The following is a 23752-nucleotide window of genomic DNA, read 5'->3' on the forward strand; positions in this document are numbered from 1 at the left end:
GTCAGTCCGCCTGCACACCATCGGCCGATGCGCGGCTGCGTTCGACGCTGAAGGCAGCATCGAGCCAGTTCGATCCGATGAACGTGGTCCTGTCGGCATTCATCACGTCGAACACCAGCAGGTTGTCCACCCACTCGAAGTTGTCGACCATGTGCGTTTCGGTGCTGACCAGCGCCGGCGACACCGAGTAGGAACCCGGGCCCAGCGTACAGGTGAAGTCCAGGTGGTAGACCACCTGTTCTCCGCCCCGTACATCTCGCTGGACCTGACCGGTATGCCAGGTATTGCTGCCCCAGATGATGTGGCCCTGCTTGTCGCGCAGCATGAACCCCAGTACCAGGCTGGGCAGGTCGGCACTGACCTGTGCCTTCAGTTCAAGCCGGAGCTTCTGGCCAACGGTTGCCAGCTTGACCTCCTGGCTGCTTTCGCCATCGAGCAGTCGCAGCGATTCCACGCGGGCCTGGCCGGTCCCGCTCCGGGTAGTCACCCAGCCGGATTTGCCACGGCGCTGCTCGACCGCAAGCGTCTCGTTTTCCTTCTTCGCGATCAGCGCGTTGTAGAAATCGATGACCTCGTCCGGCTCGCCATCCTTCAGCACTCGTCCCTTGTCCAGCAGGATCGCGCGGTCGCACAGTGCCTTCACGTCGCTGAGGCTGTGCGAGACCAGCATGATCGACGTGCCCTCCTCGCGGAAGCGACGCATGCGGTCGAAGCTCTTGTGCTGGAAGTAGCTGTCGCCGACCGACAGGGCCTCGTCGACGATCAGCAGGTCCGGGGTGAATGCAGTGGCGACGGCAAACGCCACGCGCACCTGCATGCCGCTGGAATAGGTACGCACGGGCTGGTCGAAGTACTCGCCCACTTCGGCGAAGGCCTCGATCTCCGGCATCGCGGCTTCGATCTGCTCCTGCGAGTAGCCCATCAGGCCTGCGGAGTGGAACGCGTTCTGGCGACCGGTGAGGTCGGGGTTGAAGCCCATGCCCAGCTCGAGAATCGCCGCAACGCGGCCGGTCCGCGTCACCTGGCCCTCGGTGGGCTGGGCGGTTCCGGTGATGAGCTTGAGCAGGGTGCTCTTGCCCGCGCCGTTCTGGCCGATCACGCCCACGGCTTCGCCGGGCGCGATGGTGAAAGACACATTGCGCAGCACCCAGTTCTCTTCCTTGGGCCGCGTCGGCACACCGAACCAGCGGGCCGCGCGCAGCCACTCGCTCGTCCAGACGCGATACGCCTTGCCGACGTTGTCGACCTTCAGTTCACCACTCATAGCGCATCCACCATTTCCGGGCTGGCACGACGGAACATCACCAGCGAAGCCAATGCCAGCACCACCGTGGCGATCATCAGCCACAACAGGTCACCCCAGACCGGCGGCTTGTCGAACAGCAGCACGTTCTGGTAGCTGGTAACCAGCGGCAGCAACGGGTTGAGCCGGAAGATGGCCTGCACGCGCTCGGGCAGAATGGTGATGTGGTAGACGATGGGGGTCAGCCAGAACAATGCCTGCAGGACCACCGGGACGACCTGGCCGATATCGCGCATGAACACGTTGAGCACGCCCAGCAGCAGGCCCAGCGCCATCGAGAAACTCAGCGTCAGCAGCATCAGCGCCGGCAGCCACAGGGCCTCGGCAGTTGGCATGTGGCCCATCACCGCGAACACCGCGAAGATCGCCACCAGCAGCAGCACGTTGTTGACCAGCATCGTGCCACCGGCGATGAACGGCAGGCAGATGCGGGGGAACGACATCTTCTTCATCAGGTTGCCGCTGTCGACGAACAGGTTCACCGACTTGCCGATGGTCTCGGAGAACATCGTCCAGCACAGGGTGCCGGACATCAGGTACAGCGCGTAACCGTACTTGTCATCGATGCCCGGCAGCTTGGCGGCCAGCACCTCGGACAGGATCGTGGCGAAGATCAGCACCTGCATCAGCGGGTGGATGATCATCCACAGGGCGCCCAGGCGGCTGCGGATGAAGCGCAGCCGCAGCTCGTTCTTGATCGAGGAAAAAATGAAATAGCGGTAGTTCCACAGGGCTTTCAGCATACCCAGCATGTCCAATCCTCGTGCCCGGTGGTGGTGGTTCTTGGGTTCATCGGTCGTGTCGTTCCAAAGACTGCAATCGAGCGCGCATGGCCGTTGCGGCGGCCTGCAGGCTCATGGTTTCCAGGATGTCGCTGCGTGCCTGCACGCCGATCCGCTGCGCCAGGCCCGGTTCACGGGCGAGCCGGCGCATCCACGCTGCCGCGGCCGGCACGTCGGCCTCGGCCCAGGTGCCGCCATCGGCGAAGGGATACTCCCCCGGGCGGATCGGCACCGTGCGGAACGGCACCAGGCAGCTGTTGCCCTCGTTCATGAAATCGAGATTGCCCGACCAGGCGGTGGCGATCACCGGCTTGCCACGGGCCATGCTCTCGGCCAGTCCGAGCCCCAGCCCTTCCGCGCGGTGCAGCGAGACATAGGCATCGGCAGTTTCCTGCAATGCGTGCAGCTGCGCATCGTCGAGCACCTGGTCGCGTACCAGGATGCGCGGATCGCCGGCAGCCTGCTGCATCAGCTCGCGCAGCCGCTGCGGATGGCGGAAGCCGTTGCTGCACTTCATCACCAGCTGCACGTTGTCCGGTGCGCCATCGAAGGCCGCGCGGAACGCCGCCAGCACCGCCCACGGATTCTTGCGGTGGATCGACGAATTGAAGTCGAAGCTGCACAGGAACACGAACGCGTCGTCGTCCAGGCCGAAGCTGGACCGGGACAGGTCCGCGCCGGGCTGCGGCACGATCGGATGCGGAATGCGCACCACCGGCTTGCGGGTCGCGCGCCGGAAGGCATCCTCGACGAAGCGGGTGGAGACCCAGACTTCGTCGACCTGCTCCAGCGTTCGCTGCCATGCGGCCGGCACGGTATCCAGTTCCCAGAACCAGAACGCGATGGTGTAGGTATCGCGCGGCAGGCGGGGCGCCAGTTCACCGAACAGGTCCGGATTCACGAATACCAGGTTGAAGGGATAGGGCGCGCCCCGTCCGAGCTGGCCGGACAGGCTGTGGTCATTGCACGCATGCGGGATGCGGAGGGCGGCATCGTTCACCGCAACCGGATATCCCTCACCCAGCAGGGCCCGGGCATACATCCGTGCCGTCTGCCCCAGGCCGAACTGGCCGTGGATGTAGCCGTACAGATTGACGCCGGGCCCCAGGGTGGGATCTGTCGGCGGGAAGACCAGCGCTTCACCGCGCGCGTCGCCAGCGGCCGGTGCGGGCAGCGTGGGGAAACGTGCCTGCTCCAGTCCGCGGGCAAGCCACCAACGGCGCAGCCCGCCCAGGCGGGCGCGCAGGGCGTGGACGATGCGACGTGGCGCCCGCCTCCCTCCCCTGCTTTCGTCGTTGCTGGCCATGGTGCGGCTCAACCCAGCGCCCGTTCCAGGTCCAGCTGCAGGTCGCCCAGGTCTTCCACCCCCACGCTCAGGCGCACCAGCGCATCGCTGATGCCCAGCTGCTCGCGGCGCGCGACCGGGATCGACGCATGGGTCATCACGGCAGGATGGTTGACCAGGCTCTCCACGCCGCCGAGCGATTCGGCCAGGGTGAACAGCTCGGTCTTCTCGCAGAAGCGCTTGGCCGCCTCGAAACCGCCCTTGAGGACGATCGAGACGATGCCGCCGTAGCCGCCCATCTGGCGGGTCGCCAGGTCGTGCTGCGGGTGCGAGGCCAGGCCGGGGTAGATCACCTTGTCCACCGCCGGGTGCTTTTCCAGCCATTGGGCCAGGGCCAGCGCATTGGCGCAGTGCGCCTTCATGCGCAGCGGCAGGGTCTTCAGGCCACGCAGGGCCAGGAAGCTGTCGAACGGCCCCTGCACGCCCCCCACCGAGTTCTGCAGGAACGCCATCTGCTCGGCCAGTTCGGTGTTGTCGCCGACCACGACCATGCCGCCGACCATGTCCGAATGCCCGTTGAGGTACTTCGTGGCCGAGTGCAGGACCAGATCCGCACCCAGTTCCAGCGGACGCTGCAGCATCGGTGAGGCGAATGTGTTGTCCACCACCACGATCAGGCCGTGGCGCTTGGCGATGGCGGCGACCGCGGCGATGTCCACGATCTTCAGCATCGGGTTGGTCGGGGTTTCGATCCACACCATGCGCGTGGCCGGCGTGATCGCAGCCTCGAACGCGGCCAGGTCGGTCAGATCGACGAAGCTGAAGTCCAGCCCGGCGGTACGACGGCGCACGCGCTCGAACAGGCGGAAGCTGCCGCCATAGATGTCATCCATCGCCACCACGTGGCTGCCGGCGTCCAGCAGTTCGATCACGGTCGAGCTGGCGGCCATGCCGGAAGCAAAGGCGAAACCGCGGGTTCCCCCCTCCAGCGAGGCGACGCAGCGCTCATAGGCAAAGCGGGTCGGATTGTGCGTACGCGAGTATTCGAAGCCCTGGTGCTCGCCCGGGCTGGACTGCGCATAGGTCGAGGTGGCGTAGATCGGCGGCATCACCGCACCGGTGCTCGGATCGGGCGACTGGCCGCCGTGGATGGCCAGGGTGGCCAGGGCGAGCGCGCGATCCTGGGAAGAAGCGTTGGACATGTTGATTCCTGATGGGCACCGGTGGACGGTGCCGTCGAAGGAGCGGAAGTCTATCAGCGCGGCCTTAACAACCTTTGACGCGAATAAACGTGAATTCAGCTGCGATCGTCTGCGATCTTCGCGTTACTGAACGCGACGCCGCAGGTAGTTGAGCAGATCGATCCGGGTGATCAGGCCGAGGAAGGCATTGCCGTCCATGACGATCGCCACCTGGCCACGATCGAAGACGGGCAGCAGGGCTTCGATCGGCGACTTCACGTCCAGCCGGTCCAGCTTGCTGACCATGGCCGTGGCCACCGGATCCCGGAAGCGCGCCTCGTCGCCGTAGACATGCAGCAGTACGTCGCTTTCATCGACGATGCCGACCAGCTGGTCGCCCTCCATCACCGGCAGCTGCGAGACGTCGTACAGCTTCATCCGCTGGTAGGCGGTGGTCAACAGATCATTCGGGCCGATCACGACGGTGTCGCGCTGGCCGTACGGGCGCAGGATCAGGTCGCGCAGGTCGCCGTGCTGCGGGCGCTCGAGGAAGCCGTTGTCCAGCATCCAGTAGTCGTTGTACATCTTCGACAGGTACTTGTTGCCGGTGTCGCACACCAGCACCAGCACCTTCTTCGGCGTGGTCTGCTCGCGGCAGTACTTCAGTGCGGCGGCGAGCAGGGTACCCGTGGAGGAGCCACCGAGGATGCCTTCCTTGCCCAGCAGTTCGCGTGCGGTGTGGAAGCTCTCGGCGTCGCTGATGGCATAGGCCTTGGTGACACGGCTGAAATCGGAGATCGAGGGCAGGAAATCCTCGCCGATGCCTTCCACCAGCCAGCTGCCCGACTTGTCATTGAGCACGCCATCATTGATGTACTCGGCCAGGATCGACCCGACCGGGTCGGCCAGCACCAGCTCGGTCTTCGGCGACAGCGTGGCGAAGGCGCGCGACAGGCCGGTCATGGTGCCCGAGCTGCCGCAGCCGAACACGATGGCGTCCAGATCGCCGCCCATCTGCTCCAGGATCTCCGGGCCGGTGCCGAATTCGTGGGCGGCCGGATTGTCGGGGTTGCCGAACTGGTTGATGAAGTAGGCGCCCGGCGTCTGCTCGGCGATGGTCTTTGCCAGGTCCTGGTAGTACTCCGGGTGGCCCTTGGCCACGTCCGAGCGGGTCAGACGCACTTCAGCGCCCATCGCCTTCAGATTGAAGATCTTTTCCCGGCTCATCTTGTCGGGAACAACCAGGATCAACTTGTAGCCCTTCTGCTGGGCGACCAGGGCCAGGCCCAGTCCGGTGTTGCCCGCGGTGCCCTCGACCAGCGTCGCGCCCGGCTTCAGGTCCCCGCGCTTCTCCGCTGCCTCGATCATCGACAGGCCGATGCGATCCTTGATCGATCCACCCGGGTTGGCGTTCTCGAGCTTCAGATAGAGCTCGCAGACACCGGTGTCCAGGCGCTGGGCCTTGACGATCGGGGTCTGGCCAATGAGTTCGAGGACGGAAGAATGGATGGGCATTCGCAGGACTTTCGGTTCGCGCCACACAGGGCCGGACAGATGATTATCCGACGGATGGCGCTGAAAGTCAGGTCAGTCCGGGCATGGGCGTGACGCTGCCGGAAAGGGGATGCGGACGGCCCCGGATCGACGAGGAGACCGGTACCGTCCGCATCGATGAGACAGGGACGTGCGGGCCAAGGCACCACCGCCTGTGGTGCCTTGGCGCGGCCGCCGTCATCGGCGGTACCGCGACGCCAGGGCGCGAGCGCCTGGCCGGGCCTTCTGTGGCCGGGTCACGCCGCTCCGGGCGCGACGAGGTGCGTCACAGCGTGGCGGACGTCGTTGGGAGCGGTGTTTCGTACATTCGCAGAAGTCGTTGCTTGGCCAGCAGCTTCTCACGCTTCATGCGACCCAGGGTGACATCATCGATCGGGAGTACACCCAACTCCGCGTCCATGCACTTCTTGTTCAACTTGCGGTGCTGGTCATGGAGTGCCCTGAACTCCGGATCACGCGCGCGACGTGCGTCGATCTCGCTCTGGGGCTGATCTTCAAACATGATGGACCTCCTTCGACAGATACGCGAACGCCCCGGCCGCAAGGCACGGGGCGTTGTTCATGGAGGAGCGCCGTTCGATGGCTGCATGGGTGCGCACAACGACCTGCGGCACTGGCCTGCGCACGTCGGTCTGCTGCGGTTCGCGCCCTGCTTGCATCGGCCCGGCCCTCCCATCGTCCGGTCCGCGGCATTGCGTCCCGGACGATTGACCCTACGCCTGCTCCGGGCGGGGTACAAGACCCCTGCGACAAAAAGACCGAACCCCGCCGGGGCGGGGTTCAGGCTGAATGCTCAACGCAACGAAAAACAAACAATATCAATCAATTACGGGGCGATGATGACCTCGGCCGAGCGCGCCCGGGTCGACGCCGCCTTCTTGCCGCTGATCTGGATGCGGTTGCTGGCGACACCGCCCGCCACCAGTGCATCACGCAGGGCCTCGGCGCGCTTCTGCCCGACGCCGTTGGCGCTGTCGTAGGCCTCGATGCGCAGCCGGCCCTTCTTGCCGATGTTCAGGTACTCGGCCAACGCCTTGGCCTGGTTGCGCGCCCCGGCGGACAGACTGGAGCCGCCCGCTCCGAAAGCATCACCGGCGAAGGTGAAGACCTCGCCGCGTCCGTCGAACTTCGAGCCCGGCAGCTTCTGCCCGGACACCAGCTCGGCCTCCTCGCGGGCCAGTTTCGCCGCATTCTGCTGGGCCGCGCTCAATCGCTGCTGCTGCTTGCCGGCCACGCTGGTCAGGGCGTTCTCGGCGTCCTGCCGTGCCAGCGTCTCGGCCTCGGCAGCCTGACGCAGGCGTTCAGCTTCCTCGGCCTGCATCTGCGCCTGCATGCGCAGCTGTTCGGCCTCCTGGCGGGCGCGGGCGGCATCGCGGCGGCTCGCCTCGATCAGCAGGTCACTGCGGGTCCGCTCGAGCCGATCGACCTCACGGGCGGCCAGGGCCGCGCGTACGGCGGTCTCGGCGATCTCGACCCGGCGCTGGGCCAGGTAGGTCGCCAACTCCTGGTCGCGGCGCTTGGCCTTGTCCAGGGTGGCAATGGCCTGCTGGGCCTGCATGCGCTCGAAGGCGCCCAGTTCGGCGGTGTCCGGGTTGGCCTGGATGGCCATCAGGCGCTGGCTCAGCTGGGCCACCACGGGGTTGTCGGCCGCCAGGGCAAGGGTCGGCAGAGCCAGCAGTACGGCCAGGGTTACGGCGTTCACGGGTTTCACCGGCGGTCCTCCCCGGTCGAGAGCTGGCGCTGCAGCTGGTTGACCTCGTTGCGGCGCAGCTGCAGCTGCGCGGTGGCAGTGGCCTCCTCGCTGCGGGCGCGGGCCAGGTCGGCATCGGCCGCCGCGCGCAGGGCCATGGCCGGGGCGTTCTTGCGTTCGCGGCGATCGCCAGCGGCGCGCTGCGCCTGCTCCAGGCCCTGCCGGGCCAGATCGATCAGGTCCGGGGCGTACTGGTCGGCATCGGCCTGGGTGGCCTTGTCCACCGCCTGCCGGGCCTGGGCCAGTTCCAGCGCACCGTCCTGCGCCCAGGCGGGGGCAGACAGTGCGAATGCAAACGCCATCACATACAGGCCGTGGCGCATTCGTGCGAAGCTAGGTCGTTTCATTGGGGAGGCCGTACCGGTTGTCGGTTCACGGCCATTGTCGTCAAGCCAGCGCCGTGCTTGCAACGGGCGCCGGCAGTTTCGTTGGGGAAAATTCGCGATGGATATCGGCTACTTCCTGAAGCTGATGACCGAAAAGAACGCCTCGGACATGTTCCTGACCACCGGAGCACCGGTCTACATCAAGATCGAGGGGAAGCTTTACCCGCTGGGCAACACCGGCCTGCCGCCCGGCATGGTCAAGAAGATCGCCTATTCGCTGATGGACGAGGGCCAGGTGCCGCAGTTCGAGCGCGAGCTGGAGCTCAACATGGCCATCGCCCTGGCCGATGCCGGCCGTTTCCGGGTGAACGTGTTCAAGCAGCGGGGCGAGGTCGGCATGGTCATCCGCGCCATCCGCAGCCGGATCCCGAGCATCGAGGAGCTGAACCTGCCGCAGGTGCTGAAGGACGTCATCATGACCCCGCGCGGGCTGGTGCTGGTGGTGGGGTCCACCGGTTCCGGCAAATCAACCTCGCTGGCGTCGATGATCGACCATCGCAACAGCACCACGACCGGACACATCCTCACCATCGAGGATCCGATCGAGTACCTGCACAAGCACAAGATGTCCATCGTCAACCAGCGTGAAGTGGGGCTGGACACCCATGCCTTCCACAATGCCCTGAAGAACGCCATGCGCGAGGCACCGGACGTCATCCTGATCGGCGAGATCCTGGATGCCGAGACGATGGAAGCGGCCATCGCCTTCGCCGAGACCGGCCATCTGTGCCTGGCCACGCTGCATTCCAACAATGCCGACCAGACCATCGAGCGGATCCTCAACTTCTTCCCGGAAAGCGCGCACAAGAACGTGCTGATGAACCTGGCGCTGAACCTGCGTGCGGTGATCAGCCAGCGCCTGGTGAAGAACAAGGACGGCCGCCGTCTTCCAGCCACCGAGGTGCTGATCAACACCCCGATGATCCGCGACCTGCTGCGACGCGGCCAGGTGCACGAGATCAAGGCAGCGATGGAAGCCTCGCTGGAAGAAGGCATGGAGAGCTTCGACCAATGCCTGTTCCGGCTCGCCAAGTCTGGCGTGATCGAGCAGGAGGAAGCCTTGCGCGCTGCCGATTCGCGCGACGGCCTGGCGCTGAAGTTCCGCCTCTCCGAAGGCAGCAGCGGCGAGCACGACCCGTACGCCGACTATTCAGCAGGCCAGCCGAGCATCACCCACGGCTTCTGATCCACCCCCGCCGGGCCATGCCCGGCGGCAGTGCACGCCCATCGGTAGCGCCGGGCCATGCCCGGCGGCCGATCCTGAAGAATTCAGGGGCTGTCTCATCCAATGAGACAGCCCCTGCGTAGCGTGCCGCCATGGACACCCTCCGCAAGCTGGCCATTCTTGCCGACGCCGCCAAGTACGACGCCTCCTGTGCTTCCAGTGGGTCCGGCAAGCGCGACTCCCGGACCAGCGGTGGCATCGGCAGCACCGAGGGCATGGGGATCTGCCACAGCTACACGCCGGACGGCCGCTGCGTGTCCCTGCTGAAGATCCTGCTCACCAACTTCTGCGTCTACGACTGTGCGTACTGCATCAACCGCGTCTCCAGCAACGTGCCACGCGCGCGTTTCAGTGTGGATGAGGTGGTCGCGCTGACCCTGGACTTCTACAAGCGCAACTACATCGAGGGCCTGTTCCTTTCCAGCGGAATCATCCGCAATGCGGATTACACGATGGAGCGCTTGGTGGAAGTCGCCCGCCGGCTGCGCGAGGAACATCGCTTCGCCGGCTACATCCACCTCAAGACCATTCCCGAAGCATCGCCGGAACTGCTGGCAGCGGCCGGCCGGCACGCCGACCGTCTTTCGATCAATGTCGAACTGCCCACCGAGGCCGGATTGACGAAACTGGCTCCGGAGAAGACCGTCGGCTCGATCCGCGGCGCCATGGGCGAGCTGCGCTGGCGCATCGAGGAAGCCAAGGAGGCCGGCAAGGCATCGCGCACGATCACCGCGGGCGCGCCGCGCCGGACGCGAGCGAAAGCCCCGCGCTTCGCACCTGCGGGGCAGAGCACGCAGATGATCGTCGGTGCCGATGGCGCCAGCGACAAGCAGATCCTCTGCAGCGCCGACAATCTGTACGGCAGTTACCGGATGCGCCGCGTCTACTACTCGGCGTTCAGCCCCATTCCCGACGCCAGTCTGCAGTTGCCGGTGCAGCCGCCGCCACTGCAGCGCGAGCATCGGCTGTACCAGGCGGACTGGCTGCTGCGCTTCTATGGCTACGGCGTGGAAGAGATCACCGACACCGCGCAGGGGGGCATGCTGGATCTGGACATCGATCCGAAGATGGCCTGGGCGATCCGCCATCCCGAGCGCTTCCCGGTCGACCTCAATCGTGCGCCGAAGGAACTGCTGCTGCGGGTTCCCGGGCTCGGCGTACGCAATGTGAAACGCGTGTTGATGGCGCGCCGCCATGGCCGGCTGCGGGTGGCGGACATTGCGAGGCTGAAGGCACCGATGGGCAAGCTGCTGCCGTTCGTGCTGCTGGCTGACCACCAGCCACGCAAGGCGCTGGAGGATCCTGTGGCATTGCGTGCGCGTTTGGCGCCGCCGCCCCGCCAGGGATCGCTGTTCGATGCACCGCCGGCGGCCTGACGCCCAGCGCTGGTCGCTGCGGGTCGATCCCCCGTGGTCGCTCGATGCCTGGCGGGGTGCAGCCCGCGAAGCGCTGCTGCGCGGGCTGTCGCCCGAGCAGCTGGACTGGTTGGAAAGCAGCGCCGGGTCGTTGCTGGATGCTCCAGCAGCGACCCAGGCCCCGCTTCTGGAAACGCCCTCCGTGCCACATGTGCCGAGTGCGTTCCTTGAGCTGGCCTCCACCTGCCTGTGCCATGCCGATGCGCAGCCGATGCCACTGCTGTACCGGCTGCTGTGGCGGATCGTGCACGGCGAGCGCGCGCTGCTCTCCAATCCAACCGACGCCGATGTGCTGCGCGCGATGACGATGGCGCAGGCGGTCCGCCGCGACACGCACAAGATGAAGGCGTTCGTGCGCTTCCGCGAGATCCCCGGCGAGCAGGATGCCTTCATCGCATGGTTCGAACCGCAGCATCGGATCGTCGACCGGGTCGCGGCGTTCTTCGCACGCCGCTTCGTTGGCATGCGCTGGGCCATCCTCACCCCCTACCGGAGCGTGCACTGGGATGGCCAGGCGCTGTCCTTCGGCGCTGGCGGGCACCGCGAGCAGGCGCCGGCGGAGGACGCACGCGAGACGCTCTGGCAGACCTACTACGCAAGCATCTTCAATCCCGCACGCCTCAACACGCGGATGATGCAGCAGGAGATGCCTGCCCGGTACTGGCGGCACCTGCCCGAGGCGCAGCTGCTGCCCGGGCTGATCCGCGATGCTGGCGACCGCGTGCAGGCCATGCACGATCGCCCGGCGCAGCCACCCCAGCGGCGGATCCCGTCGCGGCAGGCGACATCCCCGCTCCCCTCACCCTCCAGTGATCTGTCCACCCTGCAGCGCCAGGCAGCGGGCTGCCGGCAGTGCCCCCTGTGGGAGTCCACCACCCAGGTGGTGTTCGGTGAAGGGCCTGGCGATGCACGGGTGATGCTGGTCGGCGAACAGCCGGGCGACACCGAGGATCTGTGCGGACGCCCCTTCGCGGGACCTGCCGGCGCGCTGCTGGACCGTGCCCTCTCCGAGCTGGGTATCGCCCGCTCCACGCTGTACCTGACCAACGCAGTGAAGCACTTCCACCACGAGAGGCGCGGCAAGGTGCGCCTGCACAAACGTCCGCAGGGCCGCCATGTGCAGGCCTGCCGTCCGTGGCTGCTGGGCGAGATCGAGCGGGTGCGGCCGGAGATCATCGTGTGCCTGGGCGCAACGGCGGCGTCGGCGGTGTTCGGCAGCCATTTCAGCCTGACGCGTGATCGTGCCCGTTGGCACATCCTGCCGGATGGCACCCGTGGCTCTGCCACGGTGCATCCCGCATGGGTGTTGCGGCAGGCCGACGAGGTCCGTCGAGAAGACGCCTACCGGCTGTTCCGCGATGACCTGCGGCAGTTGCTCATCAGGGATGCGGAATCCACCGGGCGTCGCCCGGCGCTGCCACCGACCAGCGAGGGATAGCGCCGGGCCATGCCCGGCGATCACAGCGGCACTCAGGCCGCGTCGACCTGGTTTTCCGGGCGCGCACGCTCGAATGCGTCCAGCGCCTGGCAGGCGGCTTCGATGCGGCGCAGGGTCGGATACGGCGACAGATCCAGACCAAAGCGATGTGCGTTGTACACCTGCGGCAGCAGGCAGATGTCGGCCAGGCCGGGCCGGTCGCCATGGCAGAAGGTGCCGGTGTCGCTGCTCCCGGCCAGCAGGGTTTCCAGGGCCGCAAAGCCTTCGGCGATCCACTGCAGCGTCCACTGGGTGCGGACCTCGGCGGACAGGTGCAGGCCGCGTTCCAGATGCTGCATCACCCGGAGGTTGTTCAGCGGATGGATGTCGCAGGCGACCAGCTGCGCCAGCGCACGGACGCGGGCGCGGCCGGCCGCATCGGCCGGCAGCAGCGGCATCTGCGGAAAACGTTCGTCCAGATACTCCAGGATCGCCAGTGACTGGGTCAGCACCTGCCCCTCGTGCAGCAGGGTCGGCACCCGCTCCTGCGGATTGAGTGCGCGATAGGCTTCGCCGTGCTGTTCACCACCGTCGCGCAGCAGATGAACCGGGCGCGCCTCCCAGCGCAGGCCCTTCAGCTCCAGGCCGATGCGCACGCGGTAGGCGGCGCTGGATCGCCAGTAGGTGTACAGCACGATGCCGTCGTCGACCGGGATCTCCATCGCCGCGTCCCTCCTCAGGGCCTGGCCGCCTGCTCGATGCGCTGCTCGATCGCACCGAAGATGCTGTTGCCGGCGGCGTCGAACATTTCAATCCGCACCACGTCGCCGAACGACATGAACGGTGTGCTCGGCTTGCCGTCGCGCAGGGTTTCCACGGTGCGCTGCTCGGCAAAGCACGACGCGCCCTTGCTGGTGTCCTCGTTGGCGATGGTGCCCGATCCCACGATGGTGCCGGCGCCCAGCGGACGGGTCCTGGCCGCATGCGCCACCAGCTGGGCGAAGTTGAACTGCATGTCCACGCCTGCCTCCGGCGCACCGAACCACGCACCATTGATGTGGGTGACCAGCGGCAGGTGCACCTTGCTGTCCTGCCAGGCGTCACCCAGTTCGTCAGGGGTGACGAACACCGGCGACAGTGCCGAGCGCGGCTTGGACTGCAGGAAGCCGAAGCCCTTGGCCAGCTCACCCGGAATCAGGTTGCGCAGCGAAACGTCGTTGACCAGACCCACCAGCTGGATGTGGCCGGCGGCCTGCTCCGGGGTGACCGCCATCGGCACGTCGTCGGTGATGACCACCAGTTCGGCCTCCAGATCGATGCCGTACTCCTCGCTGACCACCTTCACCGCGTCGCGCGGGCCGTAGAAACCGGCACTGGTGGCCTGGTACATCAGCGGGTCGGTGTAGAAGCTTTCCGGAACCTCGGCCCCGCGGGCGCGGCGGACGCGCTCGACGTGCGGCAGGTAGGCGCTGCCATCGACGAATTCATAGGCGCGCGGCAGGGGCGCCGCCAGCGTCTGCGGGTCCAGGTCGAACACGCCATCGGCGTCACCGGCGTTCAGTGATTCGTAGAGCGCGTTCAGGCGCGGCGCGACGCGGCTCCAGTCCTCCAGGGCCTGCTGCAGGGTGGCGGCGATGCCGGTGGCACGGACGCCGTGGCGCAGATCACGCGAGACGACGATCAGGGTGCCGTCGCGGCCGCCTTCCTTCAAAGAACCAAGCTTCATGGGTGGGTGTCCGGAGTCATGGGCAAACAAGTTTCAAGTGTAATCAAATATGGGGCGGCGCCAAGCTGCAGCGCCGCATCGCTCCACCCTACCGTAGCGGGGGTCAGGCAGGGCTGCGCCCTGCACCTGCTTCAAGCCAGGGCAACGTCAATGGCAACAGCCGGCTCTGGGTTGTCTGCGGATTTGGCGGGGCGGTGTGGGCGGGCAGGACACGCCGTAAACCCATCCCTGGGGGCTCGATGGCGCCATCCATGGCGCCAACGGTCCTGCCCGCCCACACCGCCCCACCTTTGACAGTTTCCCGGTGACGGTCGGTAGATCCACGCCACGCGTGGATGAAACCTTTCGGATATCGAAATCCAAACGGGGGTCAGATCCGTTCCGCCAGTTCGCAGGAAACTGTCGAAGGCGGGGTGGGTCCGGTTGCGGGAGTGTCCGCGGCATGGATGCCGCGGCCAAGCCCCCAGGGACGGGTTTACGGCGTCTCCCGCAACCGGACCCACCCCGCCTACCTTCAGGAAGCCCGCTTTTGACGTTGACGTTGACGTGGCTTCGGCCTCTGCGGGTGCAGGGCGCAGCCCTGCAGAGAGAACCCTTACCTGAACAGGCCTTTTTGCGTGAAGTCTCAAACATCGTTTAGACTTGCGGAGTCTGCAGCGGCCGTCCGTTTCCCTCCGGGATCGCCGGCGACCAGGGTCCGCCCTCTTCGCCCGCCCCCACTCCGACGCCGTTCGTCACGCATTCCAGCCTGCGCTTCGTGCCGGCTGCACCCAATTCTCGCAGCGCGGTTCACGGGAACGCTCCGAGTCAGCCGATCAGTTTGATCTGCCCCCGTCTGTCCATTCGGACAGGCGTTTCTTGTACTTGGAGCACACTCGATGTCTTTTGAATCGCTGGGCCTGGCGCCCTTCCTGCTGCGTGCGCTGGCCGAGCAGGGCTACGAAAACCCGACCCCGATCCAGCAGCAGGCGATCCCGCTGGCGCTGGCCGGTCGCGACCTGCTGGCCGGCGCACAGACCGGCACCGGCAAGACCGCAGCCTTCGGCCTGCCGCTGCTGCAGCATCTGGGCACCGCGCCGCAGGAAGTGCGTGGCGGTGGCCCGCGCAAGCCGCGCGCACTGATCCTGGCCCCGACCCGCGAGCTGGCCACCCAGGTGCATGACAGCCTGCGCGGCTACAGCAAGTATCTGCGCATCCCCAGCGCCTGCATCTACGGCGGCGTCGGCATGGGCAACCAGCTGGACATCCTGCGCCGTGGCGTGGACCTGCTGGTGGCCTGCCCGGGCCGCCTGATCGATCACCTGGAGCGTCGCAGCATCGACCTGTCCGGCATCGAACTGCTGGTGCTGGACGAAGCCGACCGCATGCTGGACATGGGCTTCCTGCCGTCGATCAAGCGCATCCTGGCCAAGCTGCCCAAGCAGAACCGTCAGACCCTGCTGTTCTCGGCCACGTTCGAGGACAACATCCGCCAGCTGGCGCTGGAGTTCATGCGCAACCCGGAACAGATCCAGGTGACGCCGAAGAACACCGTGGCCGAGACCATCACCCATCGCGTGCATCCGGTCGACGCCGGCCGCAAGCGCGACCTGCTGCTGCACCTGCTGGCACAGGACAGCCGTGAGCAGACCCTGGTGTTCGCCCGGACCAAGCACGGCAGCGACAAGCTGGCCGCGTTCCTGGAGAAGTCGGGCATCAAGACCGCGGCGATCCATGGCAACAAGAGCCAGGGCCAGCGGCTGCGTGCGCTGGGTGACTTCAAGGCCGGTCGCGTGACCGTGCTGGTGGCCACCGACATCGCGGCACGCGGCATCGACATCAACGAGCTGCCGAAGGTGATCAACTTCGACCTGCCGATGGTCGCCGAGGATTACGTGCACCGCATCGGCCGCACCGGCCGCAACGGCTCCACCGGCCAGGCGATCTCGCTGGTGGCGCAGGACGAGGTCAAGCTGCTGCGCGCAATCGTGCGCCTGCTCGGACGCGACATGGACATCCGCGATGTGCCGGGCTTCGAGCTGCAGGTGCCGATCCGCTGGGGCAACAGTGCACCGGGCAAGGCCGAGCACGACACCGGCGAGCGCGCCCCGCGCAAGAGCCACGCGCGACGTCCGCACGGCGATGCGCCGCGCCATGCCCACGCCGGCCCGAAGAAGGCCGGTGGTGGCCGTCGTGAGGGCGGTGGCAACGGCCAGCAGCGTGCCGGCGCTGGTCAGGGCCAGCGTCGTGGCGGAGGCGGCAACGGCGGTGGTCGTGGCCGCGGCCAGGGCGGCGGCGGTCGCGCCGGCTGATCCTGACTGACAGGAATGAGGGCGTCCCGCTGCGCGGGAGGCCTTACATCGGGGACGGCGCTCGCGCGCCGTCCCTTTTTTGTTGCCCGCGCATCGAACAAGGCGCCAGACGCCTCACCCGCGCGCTTTCGCCGGATTCGCCAGATTCCCGAAGAAGATCGCATTGATCAGCAGTCGATCCGTGCCATGCCAGTACTTGCGGTGTGCCGGATCATCGGCGAACAGCACCACGTTGCCCTTTCCCTGGGCCGACACCAGCAGCCACGCACTGCCTGCCACCCGCGCACGATTGCGCTCGGACAGGTAACCGTTGACCCGTGGTGACGCGTCGATGCGCACCACCGTCGAGAACGGATTCGCACTCGGCTGCAGCGTCACGCTGTTCTCCTTGTTCACCGCCAGCTGCCGGCCCGGCACGCCGAACGCCAGGGGATGGCTGGTATCGACATCGGCGCTGAGGATGTTGCCGCTCACCCGCTCGATCGCGGCGATATCGCGCTGGTCACCGAAGGCGCGACGGGATTCGTCGCCGGCCTCTTCGTCCTTGCCGGTCTTCTCGCCATCGGCGAGCTTCTGTTCGATCGCCCACTTCGACGCGCTGCCATAGGTCACCAGCGAGCCGCCGGCCTGCACCCAGCGCTTCAGTGCGGCCACCGCGGTCGCATCGACACTGCTGTAGGTGCCACCGGACAACACGAGCGTGGTGTAGCGATCCAGCGGAACCTTGCCCAGCTGCTGCGGATCCAGCTTGCTGGCCGGCAGGCGCAGGTGCTGGTCCAGCAGGAACCAGGCCGATCCGATCTCGGTGGCCGCCACGCCTTCGCCCATCACCAGCGCCACGGCCGGCTTGCGCAGTGCCTTCACGCCATCGCTGCCGAGATCGATGCCCTCGCGGCTGCGGCCACTCGACAACGCATGCACCTGTACGCCCGAAGCACGTGCCGCCGCGGCCACCGCGTCGAGCAGGGCCGCTCCCTGCAGTGGCTGGCCGGCAACGGGAATGACGATGCTGCCGGCCGCGAAATCCACGTCGCCCTGTGCGGTTCCGGCGGTGAACGGCTGGAATGCAGCGCGCGCGGCCAATCCCCTGCCCTGCAGCTCGGCCAACGCACGGCTGGCGTTGTAGTCACGCCAGTCGATGGCATAGGCGAACCCCGCCTGGCCGCCGACGACCGCGCCCTGCAGCGGCGGCAGCTCGCTCACCTGTGCACCGCCGTCGATGCGGCTGCGGCTGCCGGCGAAGGCCACGCCGTAGGCCGGCGCGATGGCGTAGCTGGTGCTGCCATAGAACACGTCGCCCTTGATCGGCGGCGTCTCGGCGAAGATCGAGTGCACCAGGCGGAACTGCGCCTGCTGCACGGGCACCACGTAGGCACTGCCTGCCTGGAAGCGCTTTCCCTCGACGGTGACATCCCGGTCCAGCGCGCGTACCTCGATCCGGTGCAGCAGCAGCAGTTCAAGCAGGCGCCGGGTCAACGCCGGATCATGCGCGTCGCCGAACACGAAGCTCTTCTGCGGCTGCTGCGCGGCCTGCTTCAATGCGCTCTGGAAGAAGGTCTTCTGCAGGTCGAACAGGCCACTGCGCTCGGCCACCGCACCGCGCACCGTGCCCAGGCCGGTGGCGACCTGGTTGCGGATGGTGAACGGGAAGGTCAGCAGCCCGTTCACCGACTCCTGCACCCGTCCCCGCGAACTGGCCTGCTCGACGGTGACACCGACCGCGCCATGGAAGTCCGGATAGGTCGAGCCATACACCGGCGAGAAGTTGTCGAAGTTCTCCCCCGTGTAGTACAGCGACCCCAGTGCGTCCAGCGCCTGTGCGTGGTACGTGGCCAGCGTCCTGTTGAACTCGTAGGAGGCGGCCGGGATCAACGGGCTGTGCATGCTCTTCGGCGAAGGCTCGAAGTAGTACGTGCTGTCCTTGCCCATCTCGTGGAAGTCGATCTGCACGTTCGGGTACCACTGGTGGAAGGCGGCCACCTTTGGCCGCGAATCCTGCTGGGTCAGCGCCAGCCAGTCGCGGTTGAGATCGGTGAAGTAATGGTTGGTACGGCCCTGCGGGAACGGCTCGACATGCTCCTTGTCGGCCGGATCGGCCGAGGCCGGGTCCGATGCCCAGGCGTTGTGCCAGTTGGCGGCACGGTCGCGTCCGTCCGGATTCTGCGCCGGGTCGAACAGCACCACCGCCTGCTGCAGCCATTGCTGGGTTTCACTGCTGCGATTGGCCACCAGGTAATACGCGGTGAGCATCGCCGCTTCGCCGCTGGAGGTTTCATTGCCGTGCACACTGTAGCCCAGCCAGACCACCACCGGGCTGTCACCGGCTGCGCTGCGCGGTTGTGCCGGATCGACCAGGGTCGCGTGCTGCTGGCGGATCTGCTCCAACCGCGCCTGGTTGCTGGCCGCGGTGATGGTGGCGATCAGCAGGGGGCGGCCTTCATAGCTGCGTCCAATGTGCTGGACGCGGATCCTGTCCGAATGCCTGGCCAGTTCCTCGAAATAGGCGACCAACTGGTCGTGGCGGGTGTAGCGGCTGCCGATCGGATAGCCGAGGAACTGCTCCGGCGTGGGAATGGCGCTGTCGAACGCGTCGGCCGCGCTGGCCTGCGGGAAGAAATAGGCGCTCTGCGCCTGCGCCGACAACGCGGGGAACACTGCGCTGGCAGCGGCGATCAGCAACGGAAGAACGGCACGACGGTGGAAGGACACGGTGACTCCCCGGAAACAGGACGGCAGAGGGCAACGTGGCCGGTCACGGCAGGTGACCGGCCACGGCGTTGGATCAGAAGCGGTAGTCGAAGCCCAGTGTGAAGTAGCGACCCCGCAGGTCGTACTGGGTGAAGTCATACGGCGCACGGATGCCCGGGAACGACGCATCGTAGGGCGGCGTCTTGTCACCCAGGTTCTGCACCTTGGCGTACAGGGTCAGGCTGTCGATGCCGGTGTACCCCAGGTACAGGTCGTACTGGCTGTAGCTGCCGACACGCTGCTGCACGGCCTTGGCGGCGGTACTGGCTTCCTGCCGATAGCTGCTGGTGTAGTACCAGGTAACCGCCGCGTTGAAGTCGCCGTACTTCCAGTCCAGCGTGGTGGTGGCCTTGTCCTTGGGCAGGGTGGCGCCGAGGTTGCTGCCGGCGTAGTCGACCAGGGGCCCACCGACCACGGTCGGACGGCGGTAGTCACGGACGTGGGTGTAGGCCGAAGACAGGGTGAAATCTCCCAGGCGCGCCGTCGGAATGCGCTGGCGCAGTTCCACGTCGATGCCCGATGTCTTCAGCTCGCTCAGGTTCTGGTAGCGGTTGTAGACGGCCTGCAGCTTGCCGCGCTCATCGCGCTGCACGGCACCGGCAACGTTGTCGTTGATCAGCGTCTGCGTGTTGTTGGTGCCGACCAGGTTGTCGAGCTGGATACGGTAGTAGTCGACACTCAGATTGGTGTTCGCCCACGGTGACAGCACCACGCCGAAGTTCACGCTCTTGGTGCGCTCCGGCTTCAGGTCACTGTTGCCCACGGTGAAGAACGTCGGGCTCTGCCGCGAGCCCGGCACATCCGGGTCGCGCGGATCGACCACGCTGCCGTAGGAGATGCTGGTGCTGTTGGAGTTCTCCGACAGCGAGGGCGCACGGAAGCCCTTCGAGGCCGACGCGCGCACCAGCAGGAAGTCCAGCGGTTGCCAGCGCAGTCCGAGCTTCGGCGAGAACGCATCGCCGAAGTCATCGTAGTGATCGGCACGCGCAGCGGCGGACAGTTCCAGGGTCGAGGCCAGCGGCACGTTCACTTCCGCGTACGCAGCGCTGACCTGGCGCTCGCCGTGCACCTCGGCGATGGCCGGACGCACCTGCAGGCCGGCATCGATCTGCCAGGGGTTGTTCGAATCGAGCTTCTCGCGGCGCCACTCGGCGCCAGCGGCAAAGCCGATGTCACCGGCCCAGGTGCGGCCCAGGCTGCCCGAGATCTTCGCATCGACACCCTGCAGCTTCGATTCGGCCGGACGCAGCGTAGCGATGTTGATCGCATCACGCACCGACTGCGGGGTGGCCGCCGGGTCGAGCAGATTGTAGCTGCCGCTGGCCAGCGCATCGGCCAGCGCCCAGCGGTTGGCGAAGCCGCCCGAGACGGTCTCACGCTCGCTGCTGCGCGCACCGAACGCCGCCACTTCCCAGTCCCAGTTGGCGGTGGTGCCGCGCAGGCCGAACACGCCGCGATAGGCGGTGGAGCGGTTGGTCTTGATGGTGCCGCCGAGATCGAAGAACGTGTACTCGATCGGCACGGCACGCCCGTAGGGATTGTACGGATTGCCCGCCGGCAGCTGCGACGACACCGGCTCGGCCAGGCCGGTCTCGGCATTCAGGGCGAAGCGGCCGCTTTCCAGCGTGAAGAACGGGCTGCTGCCGAACCAGGCCGCGCTCTTGATCTGGCTGTACAGCACTTCACCGAACGCTTCGACGTTGTCGCCCAGGCGGAAGGTGCCGTTGGCATAGGCCTGGTAGCGCTTCGTGGATGGAATCAGCGTGGTGTACGGCGCTTGGTTGAAGCCGCAGGTGTCGCCAGCCAGGCCGTCGATCGGAGCGCTCGCGACGCGCGTGGTCCCGGTGGGGCAGTTGCCGCTGGCGTCGAGCATCGGCACCGACACGCCATTGATCAGATAGCGCGCACCCTTGGCCGACCAGCCGTTCCAGCGCCCGCCCGGCAGGTCGGTGTAGATGCCACTCTTGGTCAGATCGCGCTCGTCCTGGTCCAGGCGGTCGCGGTTGTAGCCCTGCAGACTGAACAGGATGTTGTAGCCATCGCTGTCCAGATCACCGAGGCCACCCACGAACTTCAGGTTCTGCTCGCGCAGGCCCCCTTGGTCGGCGCCTCCGAAGCTGCCACCGATCTCGGCACCTTCGAAGTTCTGGCGGGTGATGATGTTGACCACGCCGGCCACGGCATCGGAGCCATACACGGCCGAAGCACCATCCTTGAGCACTTCGATGCGCTCGACCGCAACCAGCGGCAGGGTATTGAGGTCGACGAAGGTATCGGACAGGCCACCGGCCGGGAAGCCGTAGTTCGCCACGCGACGGCCGTTGAGCAGCACCAGCGTGTTCTTCGGTGACAGGCCGCGCAGGCCGATGCTGGCCGAGCCGGAGGCCCAGCCGTTGTTGGTGGTCTCGTTGTTGGCATTGCCGGTGTTGGCGGAGATCGAGCGCAGCACATCGGCGACGGTGGCCTTGCCGGTCTGTTCCAGCTGCTGGCGGCCGATTACCTGCACCGGATTGGACGCCTCGGTATCGGCGCGCTTGATGTTGGAACCGGTGACGCGGACGGCGGCCAGGGTACTGGCTTCGCCACTGGCGGCAGCGGTGGTTTCGGCGGCGGCGGACAATGGCGCGGCCAGAGCGGCGGCCAGGGCCGCCACGAGCAGGGTGTGCTGGGGCATGACGATGTGTGGGGTGGTGGTAGGGCGACGAAGTTCCGCAGTAATCCATGACTGGCCGGGGTCCGACCAATAACATCTCTTCATACGGATATAAGAGAAGCTAACATCTCTTCATCCGGATGGAAATAGTCACTCCGCTTCGGGGCCGGCGCGATCCCGGTCGGATGCGACAGCAGCGGCGTACAATCCGCTCATGGAAATCTTCAAAGTCTTCATGCTTGAGGCGGCCCACCGCCTCCCGAACGTACCGCCGGGGCACAAGTGCGCGCGCCTGCATGGCCACTCCTTCCGGGTGGAACTGAAGGTCGAGGGCGAACCCGGCGCGCAGACCGGCTGGATCATGGATTTCGGGGACGTGAAGGCGGCCTTCCAGCCGATCTACGAACGCCTGGACCACCACTACCTCAATGACATCCCCGGCCTGGAAAACCCGACCAGCGAGAACCTGGCGGTGTGGATCTGGAACGAACTCAAGCCCGCGCTGCCGGCGCTGAGCGAGATCACGGTCCACGAGACCTGCACCTCCGGCTGCCGGTACCGGGGCCCCGGCACCTGAACAACCCATTGATATCTAAAGATTTCTAAAGGCGCCTTGGGCGCCTTTATGATTTTTGTTGCAATGCGGCATCATCGGCGTATGCTGCAATGCATCAAGTCCTTTCCTGACGCCCATGACCGCCGCCTTCAGCGATCGCTTCAGTGATGCCACCCGCCAGCTGGCCGCCGCCGCAACGCGCGCGAACCGGTTGGCGCTGGAGAACGCTGAAAGCATGTTCGGCGTGCAGCTGAAGGCACTGGAACGCAACCTGACCGCGACGGGCGGCTGGCTCGGCGAGCTGGCACGAAGCGAAGATCCGGCCGGATTGCTGTCGCAGGGCGCTCAGCTGTGGCAGGACAACCTGCAGCGGTTCGGGCAGGCCCAGCAGGACGTGGTCGGTCTTGGCCTGCTGGCTGGACGCTCCTGGTCCGAGCTGGTGCAGGGCTACAACGAATCAACAGCGGACGCGACCGGCCACACGCCCTGACGCGACGCTTTCGCTCATTGCATGGGTCCCTCCCCCCATGCAATCCGGACCCGGCAGATCCCTCCCTCTGCCGGGTCTTTTTTATTCCTCGCCTGCGTGCAGATGCGCGTCTTCGCCCGAGCAGATCGCGAGCGCAAAGGCCTCGCGTCGGCCCGCAGCATGTGGGCAAATGTCCCCGGCGCATTTTCGCACCTCCGCGCACCGATAACCCCTGCACGCCGGGTGGATGCCCTTGCGTGCGAAGTGAAGGAGGAGGTGACGGCCACCGGCCGCCGCCGGGGGACATTCGCACGCAAGGGCATCCGACCGGCGCGACACGGAAAAACGCACGCACCTGCGCACAGGCAGCCCCAGCCCGAGCGATGCCATGCCAGTGCGGATACCTCCCCATGACGTCCCCACCTGCCCACCAGGCACGGTGCCGTCGTCCGCACACCGCTGCGTGCCGATAACGCCTCAACGCCGGGCGGATGCCCTTGCGTGCGAAGTAAAGGAGGAGGTGACGGCCAACGGCCGGCGCCGGGGGACATTCGCACGCAAGGGCATCCGCCCGGCGCCACAGGAAAAACGAACACACGCACAGGCAGCCTCAACCGAGCGATCCCATGCCAGTGCGGATACCACACCCGGACGTGTCCCACCTGCCCACCAGCACGGTGCCGTCATCCGCACACCGCTGCGTGCCGATAACCCCTCAACGCCGGGCGGATGCCCTTGCGTGCGAAGTAAAGGAGGAGGCGACGGCCAACGGCCGGCGCCGGGGGACATTCGCACGCAAGGGCATCCGACCAGCGCCACACGGAAAACGCACGCACCTGCGCACAGGCAGCCTCAACCCGAGCGATCCCATGCCAGTGCGGATACCACACCCGGACGTGTCCCACCTGCCCACCAGGCACGGTGCCGTCGTCCGCACACCGCTGCGTGCCAATAACCCCTGCACGCCGGGCGGATGCCCTTGCGTGCGAAGTAAAGGAGGAGGTGACGGCC

At 66.6% G+C, this 23752-nt stretch carries 18 protein-coding genes; 6 read left to right on the plus strand and 12 right to left on the minus strand.

The window, feature by feature from the left end; all coding sequences use genetic code 11:
• Window position 1: 1 nt before the first annotated feature.
• From AC5P5M_RS15870 to AC5P5M_RS15905, 8 genes are all read right to left on the minus strand, one after another.
• Window positions 2–1264: an ABC transporter ATP-binding protein gene (locus AC5P5M_RS15870; RefSeq protein ID WP_053516984.1), complete on the minus strand. Its 1263-nt coding sequence runs from the start codon at window positions 1262–1264 to the stop codon at window positions 2–4.
• On the minus strand, window positions 1261–2055 hold the full coding sequence (locus AC5P5M_RS15875) for an ABC transporter permease (RefSeq protein ID WP_111186692.1): 795 nt from the start codon (window positions 2053–2055) through the stop codon (window positions 1261–1263). The genes AC5P5M_RS15870 and AC5P5M_RS15875 overlap by 4 nt, the downstream gene beginning before the upstream one ends.
• A 37-nt stretch (window positions 2056–2092) precedes the next feature.
• Window positions 2093–3391 (minus strand): glycosyltransferase family 4 protein, encoded by a 1299-nt coding sequence (locus AC5P5M_RS15880; protein WP_495206134.1) that lies wholly within the window; start codon window positions 3389–3391, stop codon window positions 2093–2095.
• A gap of 8 nt (window positions 3392–3399) precedes the next feature.
• Window positions 3400–4572, minus strand: coding sequence for a cystathionine gamma-synthase (locus tag AC5P5M_RS15885; protein ID WP_253120224.1), 1173 nt, complete (start codon window positions 4570–4572; stop codon window positions 3400–3402).
• A gap of 123 nt (window positions 4573–4695) precedes the next feature.
• Entirely contained in the window at window positions 4696–6066 is a 1371-nt protein-coding gene (locus AC5P5M_RS15890; protein WP_053516986.1) for a pyridoxal-phosphate dependent enzyme, read from the minus strand.
• A 304-nt stretch (window positions 6067–6370) separates the two neighbouring features.
• A complete protein-coding gene (locus AC5P5M_RS15895) occupies window positions 6371–6607 on the minus strand; it encodes an HP1242/YdcH family protein (RefSeq protein WP_053516987.1) in 237 nt (78 codons plus the stop codon).
• 324 nt (window positions 6608–6931) lie between these two features.
• Window positions 6932–7816 (minus strand): OmpA family protein, encoded by an 885-nt coding sequence (locus AC5P5M_RS15900; protein ID WP_065182509.1) that lies wholly within the window; start codon window positions 7814–7816, stop codon window positions 6932–6934.
• Window positions 7813–8178, minus strand: a complete 366-nt coding sequence (locus AC5P5M_RS15905; protein WP_053516990.1) for a DUF4398 domain-containing protein — start codon at window positions 8176–8178, stop codon at window positions 7813–7815. Before AC5P5M_RS15905 ends, AC5P5M_RS15900 begins: the two co-directional genes overlap by 4 nt.
• A 121-nt stretch (window positions 8179–8299) precedes the next feature.
• Between AC5P5M_RS15905 and AC5P5M_RS15910 the strand changes: the two genes are divergently transcribed.
• The 3 genes from AC5P5M_RS15910 to AC5P5M_RS15920 all read left to right on the plus strand — a co-directional run bounded on the left by AC5P5M_RS15910 (window position 8300) and on the right by AC5P5M_RS15920 (window position 12319).
• Window positions 8300–9427 (plus strand): PilT/PilU family type 4a pilus ATPase, encoded by a 1128-nt coding sequence (locus tag AC5P5M_RS15910; protein WP_053516991.1) that lies wholly within the window; start codon window positions 8300–8302, stop codon window positions 9425–9427.
• Between the two features lie 131 nt (window positions 9428–9558).
• The gene (locus AC5P5M_RS15915) at window positions 9559–10842 is read left to right on the plus strand and encodes a putative DNA modification/repair radical SAM protein (RefSeq protein ID WP_495206135.1); all 1284 of its coding nucleotides are present in this window, start codon (window positions 9559–9561) and stop codon (window positions 10840–10842) included.
• Window positions 10823–12319, plus strand: coding sequence for a UdgX family uracil-DNA binding protein (locus tag AC5P5M_RS15920; protein ID WP_495206136.1), 1497 nt, complete (start codon window positions 10823–10825; stop codon window positions 12317–12319). Before AC5P5M_RS15915 ends, AC5P5M_RS15920 begins: the two co-directional genes overlap by 20 nt.
• 32 nt (window positions 12320–12351) lie before the next feature.
• On the opposite strand, the gene maiA is transcribed toward AC5P5M_RS15920, so the two are convergent.
• Window positions 12352–13020, minus strand: a complete 669-nt coding sequence (gene maiA, locus AC5P5M_RS15925; RefSeq protein WP_495206137.1) for a maleylacetoacetate isomerase — start codon at window positions 13018–13020, stop codon at window positions 12352–12354.
• A gap of 14 nt (window positions 13021–13034) precedes the next feature.
• On the minus strand, window positions 13035–14024 hold the full coding sequence (locus tag AC5P5M_RS15930; RefSeq protein ID WP_197572632.1) for a fumarylacetoacetate hydrolase family protein: 990 nt from the start codon (window positions 14022–14024) through the stop codon (window positions 13035–13037).
• An 878-nt stretch (window positions 14025–14902) separates the two neighbouring features.
• Here AC5P5M_RS15930 and AC5P5M_RS15935 point away from each other — a divergent pair.
• Window positions 14903–16315: a DEAD/DEAH box helicase gene (locus tag AC5P5M_RS15935; RefSeq protein ID WP_065175363.1), complete on the plus strand. Its 1413-nt coding sequence runs from the start codon at window positions 14903–14905 to the stop codon at window positions 16313–16315.
• A 114-nt stretch (window positions 16316–16429) separates the two neighbouring features.
• On the opposite strand, the gene AC5P5M_RS15940 is transcribed toward AC5P5M_RS15935, so the two are convergent.
• Window positions 16430–19024 (minus strand): M14 family zinc carboxypeptidase, encoded by a 2595-nt coding sequence (locus AC5P5M_RS15940; RefSeq protein ID WP_495206138.1) that lies wholly within the window; start codon window positions 19022–19024, stop codon window positions 16430–16432.
• A gap of 73 nt (window positions 19025–19097) precedes the next feature.
• Window positions 19098–21737 carry a TonB-dependent receptor gene (locus AC5P5M_RS15945; protein WP_495206139.1) on the minus strand — a complete coding sequence of 880 codons (2640 nt, stop codon included), beginning with the start codon at window positions 21735–21737 and terminating at the stop codon, window positions 19098–19100.
• 193 nt (window positions 21738–21930) lie between these two features.
• On the opposite strand from AC5P5M_RS15945, the gene queD reads away from it, so the two are divergent.
• Window positions 21931–22293 carry a 6-carboxytetrahydropterin synthase QueD gene (queD, locus tag AC5P5M_RS15950; RefSeq protein ID WP_053518296.1) on the plus strand — a complete coding sequence of 121 codons (363 nt, stop codon included), beginning with the start codon at window positions 21931–21933 and terminating at the stop codon, window positions 22291–22293.
• A 115-nt stretch (window positions 22294–22408) separates the two neighbouring features.
• Window positions 22409–22762, plus strand: a complete 354-nt coding sequence (locus AC5P5M_RS15955; protein ID WP_065175367.1) for a phasin family protein — start codon at window positions 22409–22411, stop codon at window positions 22760–22762.
• Window positions 22763–23752 lie beyond the last annotated feature (990 nt).

The sequence above is a fragment of the Stenotrophomonas sp. YJH_SMC_106-19 genome (assembly GCF_059368375.1).